Annotated in this window: 12 protein-coding genes; 9 read left to right on the top strand and 3 right to left on the bottom strand. The window is 63.8% G+C overall.

The genetic code is table 11. From position 1 onward, the window contains the following. Window positions 1–20: 20 nt before the first annotated feature. The 7 genes from xylB (at window position 21) to BM374_RS03100 (ending at window position 7711) form a co-directional block, all read left to right on the top strand. Window positions 21–1475 (top strand): xylulokinase, encoded by a 1455-nt coding sequence (gene xylB / locus BM374_RS03130; RefSeq protein WP_092289088.1) that lies wholly within the window; start codon window positions 21–23, stop codon window positions 1473–1475. After that, window positions 1476–2798: a xylose isomerase gene (gene xylA / locus BM374_RS03125; protein WP_092289087.1), complete on the top strand. Its 1323-nt coding sequence runs from the start codon at window positions 1476–1478 to the stop codon at window positions 2796–2798. Window positions 2799–2806: 8 nt separating this feature from the next. Then, window positions 2807–3565 carry an ATP-binding cassette domain-containing protein gene (locus tag BM374_RS03120; RefSeq protein ID WP_092289086.1) on the top strand — a complete coding sequence of 253 codons (759 nt, stop codon included), beginning with the start codon at window positions 2807–2809 and terminating at the stop codon, window positions 3563–3565. Next, on the top strand, window positions 3565–4635 hold the full coding sequence (locus tag BM374_RS03115; protein ID WP_092289085.1) for an ABC transporter permease: 1071 nt from the start codon (window positions 3565–3567) through the stop codon (window positions 4633–4635). The genes BM374_RS03120 and BM374_RS03115 overlap by 1 nt, the downstream gene beginning before the upstream one ends. Window positions 4636–4851: 216 nt before the next feature. Then, the gene (locus BM374_RS03110; protein WP_092289084.1) at window positions 4852–5784 is read left to right on the top strand and encodes a sugar-binding protein; all 933 of its coding nucleotides are present in this window, start codon (window positions 4852–4854) and stop codon (window positions 5782–5784) included. Between the two features lie 100 nt (window positions 5785–5884). After that, on the top strand, window positions 5885–6865 hold the full coding sequence (locus BM374_RS03105) for an aldo/keto reductase (RefSeq protein WP_092289083.1): 981 nt from the start codon (window positions 5885–5887) through the stop codon (window positions 6863–6865). A gap of 3 nt (window positions 6866–6868) precedes the next feature. Continuing rightward, the gene (locus BM374_RS03100; RefSeq protein WP_092289082.1) at window positions 6869–7711 is read left to right on the top strand and encodes an amidohydrolase family protein; all 843 of its coding nucleotides are present in this window, start codon (window positions 6869–6871) and stop codon (window positions 7709–7711) included. Between the two features lie 204 nt (window positions 7712–7915). Here the strand turns inward: BM374_RS03100 and BM374_RS03095 are convergent, their stop codons facing one another. The 3 genes from BM374_RS03095 to BM374_RS38405 all read right to left on the bottom strand — a co-directional run bounded on the left by BM374_RS03095 (window position 7916) and on the right by BM374_RS38405 (window position 9058). Beyond that, the gene (locus BM374_RS03095; protein WP_092289081.1) at window positions 7916–8281 is read right to left on the bottom strand and encodes a nuclear transport factor 2 family protein; all 366 of its coding nucleotides are present in this window, start codon (window positions 8279–8281) and stop codon (window positions 7916–7918) included. A gap of 153 nt (window positions 8282–8434) precedes the next feature. Then, the gene (locus tag BM374_RS03090; protein ID WP_092289080.1) at window positions 8435–8785 is read right to left on the bottom strand and encodes a RidA family protein; all 351 of its coding nucleotides are present in this window, start codon (window positions 8783–8785) and stop codon (window positions 8435–8437) included. A 117-nt stretch (window positions 8786–8902) separates the two neighbouring features. After that, on the bottom strand, window positions 8903–9058 hold the full coding sequence (locus BM374_RS38405; protein WP_177248058.1) for a hypothetical protein: 156 nt from the start codon (window positions 9056–9058) through the stop codon (window positions 8903–8905). Between the two features lie 210 nt (window positions 9059–9268). Here BM374_RS38405 and BM374_RS03085 point away from each other — a divergent pair, with 210 nt between their 5' ends. Together BM374_RS03085 and BM374_RS03080 are read left to right on the top strand one after the other, a co-directional pair. Next, on the top strand, window positions 9269–10273 hold the full coding sequence (locus BM374_RS03085) for a PAS domain-containing protein (RefSeq protein ID WP_092289079.1): 1005 nt from the start codon (window positions 9269–9271) through the stop codon (window positions 10271–10273). Between the two features lie 295 nt (window positions 10274–10568). Continuing rightward, entirely contained in the window at window positions 10569–12674 is a 2106-nt protein-coding gene (locus BM374_RS03080; RefSeq protein WP_092289078.1) for a HAMP domain-containing methyl-accepting chemotaxis protein, read from the top strand. Window positions 12675–12685 lie beyond the last annotated feature (11 nt).

Raw genomic sequence — 12685 nt, 5'->3', positions numbered from 1 at the left:
GGCCGGCAAGGGAGGACGAATTGTATCTCGGACTGGACATCGGCACGTCAGGTGTGAAGGCAGTGCTCGTCAGCGAGGCCGGCGCGGTTGTCGCGACGGCGGCGCGCGAGCTCGCGCTGTCGCATCCGGCGCCGCTGTGGTCCGAGCAGGATCCCGATGCCTGGGTTGATGCGGCGACCGGCGCGGTCGATGATCTCGCGCGCCAGCATCCGCGTGAGGTCGCGCAAGTCGTGGGTATCGGCCTGTCAGGCCAGATGCACGGGGCGACGCTGCTCGGTGCGGACGGCCGTCCGCTGCGCCCGGCCATTCTCTGGAACGATGGCCGCTCGCATGCCGAGTGCCTTGAGCTCGAGCGCCGCTGTCCCTCGCTGCACGCCATTGCCGGAAATCTGGCGATGCCCGGCTTCACCGCGCCAAAGCTGCTCTGGGTCGCGCGGCACGAGCCGAAGATATTCGCCCGCATCGCCAAGGTGCTGCTGCCGAAAGCCTATGTCCGCTATCGCCTGACCGGCGAGATGGTCGAGGACATGTCGGACGCATCAGGTACGCTATGGCTTGATGTCGGTTTGCGACGCTGGTCGGCACTGCTGCTGCACGCCACCGGCCTCGATCTGCACCACATGCCGCGCCTCGTCGAGGGCGGCGCGGTGAGTGCGGTGCTCGCGCCCGAATTTGCACGACGCTGGGGCATGACGAAAGACGTCGTGGTCGCGGGCGGCGCCGGTGACAACGCGGCGAGCGCGATCGGGCTCGGCGCGATCGCCCCCGGCAATGCCTTCCTGTCGCTCGGTACCTCCGGCGTGGTGTTCCGCGTCACCGACCGCTTTGCGCCGGCGCCTGAAGCGGCGGTGCACGCATTCTGCCACGCGCTGCCGGGTCTTTGGCACCAGATGGGCGTGATGCTGTCGGCGGCGGCTTCACTCGGCTGGCTCGCCGGCATGATGGAGGTGCCGGCCGCGGCTCTGCTGGTGCCGCTCGGTGAGCGCGTCGACGCGCCAAGCCCAGTCAAATTCCTGCCCTATCTCGACGGCGAGCGCACCCCGCACAACGACGCCGCCGCGAGCGGCGCCTTCGTCGGCCTGCGGGCTGCGACCGGTCGCAGCCAGATCGTCCAGGCGGTGCTCGAAGGCGTCGCCTTCGCGGCACGCGACAACCTGGCGGCGCTGGGTGCGGCAAGCGGGCCGATCGCCGAGCTCGATCTGGTCGGCGGCGGCTCGCGTTCGCCACTCTGGGCGCAGATCTGCGCCGACGTGCTCGGCATTCCCGTGCACCGTGTCGAGGAGGGCGAGGTCGGCGCGGCCCTTGGCGCAGCGCGGCTCGGCCGGCTCGCCGCCACCGGCGAAGATCCCGCGCAAGTCTGCACCCGTCCGCGACGGCTCGCCAGTTTCACACCTCGCGCACCCGCTGCGTCCGCCTATGATGAGGCCTATCGCAGCTGGCGCAAACTTTATCCCGCATTGAAGGAGACGACCTAAGTGAACGCGCCAGCCAGATTCTTCGATGCAAGCACGCCTGTCGCCTTTGCCGGCAAGGACGCGGATAATGCGCTCGCCTTCCGCTGGTATGACAAGGATCGCATGGTTCACGGCCGCAGGCTGGAGGACCATCTGCGCTTCGCGGTCTGCTATTGGCATTCCCTGTGTTGGCCGGGCGGCGATCCCTTCGGCGGCGAGACGTTTCTGCGGCCCTGGCATCACGGCTCTGATCCGATGGCGATGGCGCGCGCCAAGGCCGATGTCGCCTTCGAGCTATTCCGCCTGCTGGACGTGCCGTTCTTCACCTTCCACGACGTCGACGCGGCGCCGGAAGGAAATTCGCTTCAAGAGTCCGTTGCGAACCTCAACGCGATTGCTGATCTGTTCGAAGCGAAGATGGCTTCAGCCAAGGTCCGCCTGCTCTGGGGCACCGCGAACCTGTTCACGCATCGCCGCTACATGGCCGGCGCTGCGACCAATCCGGATCCTGATATCTTCACCTATGCCGCCGGCCAGGTTCGCGCCGCGTTGGAGGTGACGCACCGGCTTGGCGGCCAGAACTATGTGCTGTGGGGTGGCCGCGAGGGTTACGAGACGCTGCTCAACACCGATCTGGAGCGCGAGCTCGACCAGCTCGGCCGCTTCGTATCGCTGGTGGTCGAGCACAAGCACAAGATCGGCTTCAAGGGTCCGATCCTGATCGAGCCGAAGCCGAAGGAGCCGACCAAGCATCAATATGATTTCGATGTCGCTACCTGCTATGGCTTCCTGGCGCGCTACGATCTGCTCAAGGACGTCAAGCTCAATATCGAGCAGAACCACGCCATCCTCGCCGGCCACTCCTTCCAGCACGAGGTCGCCCTGGCCGAGGCGCTCGGCGTGTTCGGCTCGCTCGACATCAACCGCGGCGACGATTTGCTCGGCTGGGATACCGACCAGTTCGCGATGAATGTTCCCGAGCTGGCGCTGGTGTTCCACGAGATCCTGAGCCGCGGCGGCTTCACCTCGGGCGGGCTCAATTTCGATGCAAAGATCCGTCGTCAGTCGATCGACCCCGATGACCTCATCCACGCCCATGTCGGCTCGATGGATGCATGCGCGCGGGCGTTCCTCGCAGCTGCCGAGATGCTCGATGCCGGCGCCCTCTCAGGGCCGCTGGCCAAACGCTACGAGGGATGGGCCGGGCCGGAGGGACGGGCCATTCTCGGCGGCCAGCGCTCGCTTGCCGATCTCGCCGATCGCGCGCAAGGTCCGGGTTTCGACCCGCAACCGCGCTCGGGGCGGCAGGAGTATCTGGAATCCCTCGTCAACCGCTACGTCTGAGGTCGCTGATGGCAAGTGCTGACACAACACCGGTCCTCGAACTCACCGGCATTGGCAAGGAGTTCGGCGCCATCCGCGCGCTGCATGACGTCGACATGCAGGTGCGCCCGGGCGAAGTGGTCGGCTTGATGGGCGACAATGGCGCCGGCAAGTCGACGCTGGTCAAGATCATCGCCGGCAATTTCCGCCCCACCCATGGCGAGATCCGCTTCGACGGCAATGCCGTTCACTTCAGTCGCCCGGTCGATGCTCGCGCGGTCGGGATCGAGGTCGTCTATCAGGATCTCGCGCTCGCCGACAATCTGACGGCCGCGGCGAACGTCTTCCTCGGTCGCGAGTTGAAGCGCAAATTTGGACCGATCGCGCTGCTCGATCACAAGGCGATGGCCTCGCGCGCATTGGACTTGTTCGGCGAGCTGCGCTCGGAGACCCGGCCGCATGACCTGGTCAAGCAGATGTCCGGCGGCCAGCGCCAGGCCGTCGCAATTGCCCGCACGCGACTGTCCAATGCCAAGCTCGTGATGATGGACGAGCCGACCGCCGCGATCTCCGTGCGTCAGGTGGAGCAGGTGCTCAGCCTGATCCATCGTCTGAAGGAGCAGGGCGTCGCCGTCATGCTGATCTCTCACCGCATGCCCGACGTGTTCGCCGTCTGCGACCGCGTGGTCGTCATGCGCCGCGGCGAGAAGCGGGCCGACAAGCCGATTCACGAGACGTCCCCCGAGGAGGTCACAGCCCTCATCACCGGCGCGAAGGAGGCGGCGTAATGTCCGTGCCCATGGAAAGCCCGATCTCCTTCACCAATGTCGGCCGCAGCAAATGGTGGCACCGCGGCATCTTTGCCTCGCAGACCGGTTATGTGCTGCTGGCGCTCGTGGTGCTGATGATCGCGATGCGGTTTGCCAGCCCCTATTTCTTCACCGAAGGCAACATGCAGAACGTGGCGAAGAACTTCTCGTTCATCGCCATCGCCACGCTCGGAATTACGTTCGTCATCATCACCGGGGGCATCGATCTCTCCGTCGGTTCGATGATGTGTTTTTCCGCCATGATCACCTCCATGGTCATGGTGGAGCTGTCGGCGCCGGGATCGCTCTTCGTCCATATGGCCGCCGATGGCAAGACGATCGTCGCCAACACGCCCGGCTTGATCCTGCTGATCTCGGTACTCGCAGGCCTGCTCGCCGCGTTCATCGTCGGGCTCATCAACGGCTTTTGCATTGCGGTGCTCGGGCTGTCGCCCTTCGTCACCACGCTCGGCATGCTCTCGATCGTGCGCGGGCTCGCTTATGTGGTCTCGAACGGCCGCGGCAGCTTCCCGGGCGGGCCCGATGCCGATCTTTTCTACGCGTTGACCTCGGGTGATGTGTACGGCGTGCCCGCGCCCTTCATTTACCTGGTGATCCTCGCCGTGGTGATGGCGGTCGTGCTGCATCACACGAGCTTCGGTCGCCACGTCTTCGCGCTCGGCGGCAACGAGAAGGCGGCGGAATTGACCGGCATCCCGGTCGTGCGCGTGAAGATCGAGGTCTATGTGATCTGCGCGCTCGCCGCCGGCCTGCAAGGCATCATCATCTCGGGCTGGCTCGGATCCGCACCCGCGAACATGGCGACGTCCTACGAGCTCAACGTCATCGCCGCCGCGGTCATCGGCGGCGCCAACCTCGCCGGTGGCCTCGGCGGACCGCTCGGCGCCATCGTCGGCTGCGTGCTGCTGGAGGTGATCCGCAACGGCCTCGTGCTCGCGCAGGTCAACTCCTACTGGCAGCAGACGCTGGTCGGCGTGATCATCATCCTTGCCGTGCTGGTCGATCGCATCCGCTCGCGCATGACTTGAAGCATGATCCGGACCCGGAGGGCCGCGTTAGCGCAAAGCGTGAAGCGGTTTTCCGGAAAGATCATGCTCAAACAACGATCTGAAGCGAAATGATGATCCACCCAGATCTCATTTCGCTTCAGGGGGTTACTCCGGAAGGACAACGAAAGATCGTCTATCCGCCTGCCGGAGCATCAGATCACAAATGGATAGGCATCAAAGTGTGGAGGGAATGTAATGAAGAAGCTTCTTCTGGCCGGCGTGACCATCGCGATGATGGCGACTCCGGCGTTCGCCCAGACCTACAAGTTCGCTGTCGTTCCCAAGGCGATGAACAATCCGTTCTTCGACGTGGCACGTGACGGCTGCATGAAGCGGGCCAAGGAACTCGGCAATGTCGAGTGCATCTACAAGGGACCGATCGAGCACGAGCCGGCGACGCAGGCGCAGATCATCCAGGACTTCATCACCCAGAAGGTGGATGGGCTCGCGATCTCGGTTGCCGACGTCGCGTCCATGACCAAGTCGATCGAGGCTGCGACCGCGGCCGGCATCCCCGTCATCACGTTTGACGCGGACGCACCGGGCTCCAAACGCATCGCCTATATCGGCACCAACAACAAGGACTTCGGGCTCGCACTCGGCAAGCAGCTCCTGCAGCTCCGGCCCGATGGCGGCAAATACGCCATGGTCTCCGGTGGCCCGGGTGCGAAGAACCTCGCCGAACGCGTCGATGGCGTTCGCGAAGCGCTCAAGGGCTCCAAGTGGGTCGAGGTCCAGGGTTCGCCGACCTTCTGCAACGACGATTCCGCGCTTGCGGTTCAGCAGATGACGGACCTTCGCACCGCGACGCCGGATCTCGCCGCGATCGTTCCGGTCGGCGGATGGCCGATGTTCGCGCCGGAGGGCTTCAAGGCCTTCGTCAACAAGAACAAGAAGGACATCGATAGCGGCAAGCTGACGCTCGTCGTCGCCGATACGCTGAAGATGCAGCTCGAGTTGCTGCGCGACGGCTACTCCAACGCGCTCACCGGCCAGCGGCCGTTCGAAATGGGCGAGAAGTCGATGGACACGTTGCTCGCGATCAAGAAGGGCCAGAAGGTTCCGGAAGTGATCTACACCGGCCTCGATCTGGTGACGAAGGATAACGTCGCTCAACTCTTGAAGTAGAGACGTCGAGCAGGAACGTCTCCCAGCCCCGACGTTCCTGCGCTACACTCCCTCTCCCGCCCCGCGGGGGAGGGAGTGCTGTTTTGGGAAGGAAACTGCAATGAAGCGTACCCGGCTTGCAGACGGTCTCGATGTTACTTCGATCGGGCTTGGTTCGGCCCCGCTCGGTGGATTGTTCTCGGTGGTCAGCGATGCGGACGCGGAGGCAACGATCGAGCGCGCCTGGTCGCTCGGGGTTCGCTTCTACGACACCGCGCCGCTCTATGGTTTCGGCCTGGCCGAGCGTCGTCTCGGCAACTTCCTGCGGCAGCAGAAGCGCGACTCGTTCGCGATCTCGACCAAGGTCGGCCGGTTGCTGCGCGCGCCTGGCGGCGCGACGGTCGAGGACGATCATTACAAGGGCGCGCCTGCGCTGCGGCCGCAATTCGATTTCAGCTATGACGGGGTGATGCGCTCGGTCGAGGAAAGCCTCGGTCGCCTCGGGCTCGACCGCGTCGATGTTCTGCTCGTGCATGATCCCGACGATCATTATGACGAAGCCGTCAGCGGCGCCTTCCGCGCGCTGGTGAGGCTGCGCGACGATGGCACCGTCAAGGCGATCGGTTCCGGCATGAACCAGTCCGAGATGCTCACGCGTTTCGCCGAAACCGTGCCGGTGGACTGCTTCCTGCTGGCGGGCCGTTACACCCTGCTCGACCAGGGGGCGCTGGATGCGCTGTTCCCGGTCTGCGTCGCCAAGAACATCGGCATTCTGCTCGGCGGCATCTACAACAGCGGCATCCTCGCCAACCCGCACATGGGCGCGAAGTTCAATTATGAGGACGCCGACGCCGCGCTGGTCGCGCGCGCGCTCGCACTCGACGAGCTCTGTCGCAAGCACGGCACCGAGCTGAAGGCCGCCGCGCTCCAGTTCTGCATGGCTCATCCGGCCGTGACGGTTGCCGTGATGGGCGCGCGCAACGCCGCCGAGGTCGCCGACAACATCGCGATGTCGGAGCGCGCGGTGCCGCAAGCCTTCTGGCAGGAGCTGCGCGCGCGTGGCCTCGTCGACGCGCGGGCGCCGCTGCCGGGCGGAGCGTGAGCCATGATCATCGACGCCCACCAGCATTTCTGGGATCCCGCGCGCGCAGATTATCCCTGGATGAACGCTCCCGAGCTCGCGCCGATCCGCCGCCCCTTCGGCCCCGCCGATCTCGCGCCATTGCTGAAGGCGAACGGCATCGACGCCAGCGTCGTGGTGCAGTGCCGCTCCTCGGTCGCGGAGACCGAGGAGTTCTTGCGGATAGCGCAAGCCACGCCCTCCGTCATCGGTGTGGTCGGCTGGGCCGACCTGACCGATGCTGCGCTTGGTGACACGCTCGACCGCCTGCGCGCACTGCCGGGCGGCGCAAAGCTGGTGGGTATCCGTCACCAGGTTCACGATGAGGCCGATTCCGACTGGCTGTTGCGCGCCGATGTTCAGCGTGGACTCGCAGCACTGTTCACCCGCGATCTCACCTACGACTTCCTCGTCCGCTCCCGCGAGCTGCCCGCTGCGATTGCAAGCGCAAAAGCCTTTCCGAACGCCCGCTTCGTGCTCGATCACGCAGCAAAACCGCCGATCGCCGATGGCGGCAGCACCGATTGGTCCGATCACATCAAGGCGCTTGCGGCTTGCAGCAATGTCTGGTGCAAGGTCTCAGGGCTCGCGACCGAAGCGAGGTGGGATGATTGGGACGCGGAGCGCCTCTTTCCCTACGTGCAGCACGTCGCGAATTGCTTCGGCGAGGATCGCCTGATCTTCGGCTCCGACTGGCCGGTGTGCTTGCTGGCGGGCAGCTACGGCGAGATCAAGAGCGCGCTGGAAGCGTGCCTGGCGAAGCTCGGTGCGCACGTGCGCGAGAAGGCGTTTGGCGTGAACGCGAAGGCTGCGTATCGGTTGGCCTGATTGCAGTCGATGCGCGCTCTTCCCCTCTCCCCTTGTGGGCCCCTTGCGGGAGAGGGTGGATCGCCGCGAAGCGGCGAGACGGGTGAGGGGTATCTTTCCGCGAGTCGCCGCTCGCATGCGAGTTCGCAGAGGCAACCCCTCATCCGCCGCTTCGCGCCACCTTCTCCCACAAGGGGAGAAGGAAGAAAGTGGCATCTGGCGGCCTCACGCGCCCGTGGGCAGCTGATCCAGAAATCCCGTGATGCTCCGGATTCGCCCGTCCTTCAGCACGGCGAAATCCGTTCCCTTGATCGGGCTGTCGATACCGTCAGGGCCGAGGCCCCACGAGAAGCGCACATGGTCGCCGTAGCCGTTGGGCTCGCCGATCAGGCTGAACTTGAAGTCCGGAAATCGCTGCTGCACGCCTGATATCAGCGCATCGATGCCATCAAGGCCGTCGCCCTTCATCAGCGGATCGACATAGCTCGCATCCGCGGTCCAGTTTTCACTCAGTAATTCGCGGCGGCGATTTTGCGCGCGCTCGTTCCAGAGATCGATATAGCGGCGGGCGATGCTGACGTGGTCGGTCATGGTGCTCTCCTTCGATGGCGCCGTAGTCGGCTGTTGCAACTATCGAAGGTTCGCGGGCGAGGATCGATTACCTCGGAGATCATGGGGCCAAAAAAGATGGAGCGCGATGATGGTCTCATCGCGCTCCGGCCGCATCCAGAATGACTGCGAGAATTACTTCGCCGCGGTCACCATGATCTCGACCGTGTACTGCGGAGCCGCAAGCTTGGCTTCGACGGTGGCGCGGGCCGGGGTATTGCCGGGCGAGACCCAGCCATCCCACACCGCGTTCATTTCCTGGAACGTCTTCATGTCGGTGATGTAAATCGTGGCCGACAGCAGCTTCGACTTGTCGGTGCCGGCCTTGGCGAGATGGCCGTCGATGGTCTTCAGAATGTCCTGGGTCTGCTTCGTCACGCTTTCACCGGCGGCGTTGCTGGCGACAACACCGGCGAGATAGACGGTGTTGCCGTGCACGACGACCTGGCTCATACGCGGGCCGGTTTCAAAACGCTGAATGCTCATTTACGGGGATCTCCTTAAGGGAATGGCGGCCTTGTCTAGCGCAGCACCTCGTGCCGAGCCACCCCGGGCATGCAGGCATTGCCGGCCACGCATGCGTTGCCGACAATGCATGCGCCTTCACGGAAAGCGCTGGAAGAATGTCCAGGTCGTCTCGGCGCGGTCGATGTCGCCGTTCATCACGCCATGAACGTCGATCGTAGCGGCCCGTGCGGGAGGGAAGCAGCAGCTCGCTGCCAGCCAGAACGGGACAGCGTGCAGGACGGCTCTTGTCATTTTGGCGATGATCGCAGCATCATCGGTGGCATTTAACCGCTTCGATGCGCGTAACCAAGTTCAAGACTTTGGCGCGACTTTCAACCGCATGTAAGGACCTTCCGAAGTGCACAAATATGTTGCAGCAATCGAGAATTGAGCTGCGTCAACGTATGGAACTGAGATAGGCTGCAATTGGGAGTTGAGACTAATTTCGCGACGGGGGCTGAATTGCGCCACCTGGAAAAATACCTCGACCCTTCGGATATACTTCGTTTTTTTGAAGAGAAATTTGGGACCGGGGTCTGGCGTTGCGATGCCGAAGGCCGGATGCAGTGGTCACGCGGCTTCTATAGCCTGCTGGGCCTCGATCCCGATGCCGTCGCGCCCACCTATGCCGAGATCGAGAGACGAATCCATCCGGAGGATCGCCGGCCGCCGCACGTTCCGCGCGAATTGGTCTTTGACCGATCGTTGCTTGATGGCGAGTTTCGCATCATTCGACCGAATCGCGCGCTGCGCTGGATACGTATCCAGTCCGAGACGTTTCTGAACTCCGCCGGCGAGCCGGAATGCGTGCTCGGGATCGCCATCGACATCACCGAAGAACGCAGATCGCTGCAGCCGCTCAAGACGAATGCGGGTCGCTACGCGGCGCTGACGCGGGTCGCAGACGGATTGCTGTGGATCGGTGCTCAGGACGGCCGCATCACCGCGCTGCTGAACGCGGAGAACAGGCCGGACGCGCACTGGTTCTTCGGCAAGAGCTGGGTCGATCTGCTTCCGGAGGAGGAACGCGAAGCTGCCTTGCGGATCTGGGCGGCAGCTGCCGAAACGGGGCAGCCCTATGACGTGGAGCATCAACTGCGCCAGCCCGATGGCACTTATCGGTGGTATCATTGCAAGGCTTTGCCGGTCACGGATGCGGATGGCAACATTCGCGAGTGGTTGGGAATCTCCACCGACGTGCACCAGCAACGACCCTCGATTCAACACGCCGCGCTGCCAAGATTGACCGGCGCGCAATTGCGCGCGGCCCGCGGCATGCTGAACTGGTCGGTGAAACAGCTCGCCGCACGAACCGGGCTTTCTGCCGCCGTGATTCGCCGGCTTGAAGAGCAGAACGGCTTCTTGCGACTGCCGGACGATACATTGACGAGTCTTTGCGACGCGCTCTCGTCTGCGGGCATAGAGCTCATCTTCGGCGCTGGAAAACCTGGTGTGCGGCCGAGATAGTCATCACGGTCGTCACGCAGCCATTCGACTCCGGCGGCAGAAATAGTGCTCAATTTTTGCGTGTTGAGAGAGCTCACGCGCAAATTTTTCTTAATGCCGCAATAAGCAATTTTGGCCACACTCGGCCTACACGCCAAAGTCAGAATCGTGAAGACGTGAAACTGACGGTAGTAGCCGGGTAGCGGGCGCTGCAGGGGTATCGCCAGATCTGGTCATGTCAAACGGTCGTATCGGTCCGCGGCAACGTCCGTGGGGCAAATTTCATGCGACGTCTTATGCTTCGGAGTATTTGCAAATGTCTTATTTCAGATTTCGCATTGGCGGCCGGTTGGTCGCCGGATTTGCTGCAGTCTGCGCCATCATCGCACTTTCCGTCGGATACACCATGCTCGAGGTCGAGCGTATTGCAACGACGGTCGATCGCATGACGAAGCTGCGCACGCCGGTCGCGCTGGCGAGCACCGAGCTGATCGGCAATCTCTACTCCACGCTCGCGACTCTGCGCGGCTATCTGCTGAGCGGGAACCCGCAAGGCAAGCTCGATCGCATGGCCATGTGGAAGGAGATGGATCGAACCGTAGCCGCGTTCGACGAGCAGGCGGCGCAGTTCACCGATCCCGAGAACAGGCAAAGATGGGAGCAAGCCAAGGCGCTGCTCGCCGAGTTTCGCGCGGCGCAGGAGAAGGCCGAAGCGATCGCTTTCACCCCCGATGCCTATCCCGCGACCAAGCTCATGATCAGCGAGGCCGGCCCGCGCGCTGACGTGATCTTCTCCGAGATCACGAAGATGATCGATCAGGAGGAAGCACAGGAAGCCACACCGGAGCGGAAGAAATTGCTCAAGGCGATGGCCGACACGCGAGGCAATTTCGCCGCTGCCACGGCCCTGCTCAGGATGTACCTGCTCTCGGGCGAGAAGGCCGACAAGGAGAAATTCGGGAGGCCGTGGGAGAGCTTCGAGAAAGGCTATGCCGGAGTCAATGCGCGAAAGGACCTGCTCACTGCCTCGCAACAGGCGTCATTCGACAACATTGCTAAGGCGAAGCGCGAGTTCGCACCCCTCTATGAAAGGATCTTCGCGCTCCGGGAGGCCCAGGACTGGAATGCGCCGGTTTACCTGCTGCTGACCGAAGCCGCGCCGCGCGCGGCAAGAATTCTCGACCTGCTCGACGGACCCAAGGGAGTCGACGGCACGCGCTCGGGAGGCATCAAGTCCAATCAGAAGAGGATGCTGGTCGAAGAGACCCACGGCGTGCAGGAGAGCATCTCGCTGCTGAAGATGGTGCTGTGGATGCTGCTGGCTGCCGGAGTCGGCCTCGGCGCGACCATCGCATTGCTCACGTCCCGCTCGATCGTCGCCCCGATCCGGGGAATGACCAGCGCCATGGGCAAGCTCGCCGGCGGCGACACGTCGACCGCGATCCCCGGCGTCGGCCGCACCGACGAGGTCGGCGAGATGGCCAATGCGGTCCAGGTGTTCAAGGACAACATGATCGAAGCCGATCATCTGCGCGCCGATCAGGCGCAGACGGAGGCCCGCGCGGCCGCCCAGCGCAAGGCCGACATGCACAGGCTCGCGGGTCAGTTCGAGGAGACCGTGGGCGAGATCGTACGGACACTCTCATCTTCCTCGACCGAGCTCGAGGCCGCAGCCAGAACCCTGAGCAAGACCGCCGAGACCACCCAGGAATTGTCCAGCGTGGTCTCCGCCGCATCCGAGGAAGCCTCGACCAATGTTCAATCCGTGGCTTCCGCTACGGAGGAGATGAGCTCGTCAGTCAACGAGATCAGCCGTCAGGTTCAGGATGCAGCCAAAATTGCCGGTGCCGCCGTCGAGCAGGCGCAGCAGACCAACGATCAGGTCAACGAGCTGTCGGTAGCCGCCGCTCGCATCGGCGACGTGGTCGAGCTGATCAACACGATCGCGGGCCAGACCAACCTGTTGGCGCTCAACGCGACGATCGAGGCGGCGCGCGCGGGCGAAGCCGGCCGCGGCTTTGCCGTGGTCGCCTCCGAGGTCAAGGCGCTCGCAGAACAGACGGCGAAGGCGACCGGAGAGATCGGTCATCAGATCGCCGGCATTCAGTCCGCCACCCGGGACTCGGTGACTGCGATCAAGGCGATCAGTGGAACGATCGTCCGGATCTCGGAGATCTCGTCGACGATCGCCTCCGCCGTTGAAGAGCAGGGCGCGGCGACGCAGGAGATTGCCCGCAACATCCAGCAGGCGGCGCAAGGCACGGACCTGGTGGCTGCCAACATTACCGAGGTGAAGCACGGTGCCTCGGAAACCGGCTCGGCTTCCACTCAGGTGCTTGCCTCGGCCCAGTTGCTGTCCAACGACAGCGCGAGGCTGAAGGCGGAGGTCGACCACTTCCTCAGCACGGTCCGCGCCGCCTGAGACGTTTTCGA

The organism is Bradyrhizobium sp. Ghvi, from assembly GCF_900115265.1.
Classification (GTDB): Bacteria; Pseudomonadota; Alphaproteobacteria; order Rhizobiales; family Xanthobacteraceae; genus Bradyrhizobium.
Note: the sequence above shows the minus strand (reverse complement) of the source record. Positions and strands in the feature narration are given on the sequence as shown.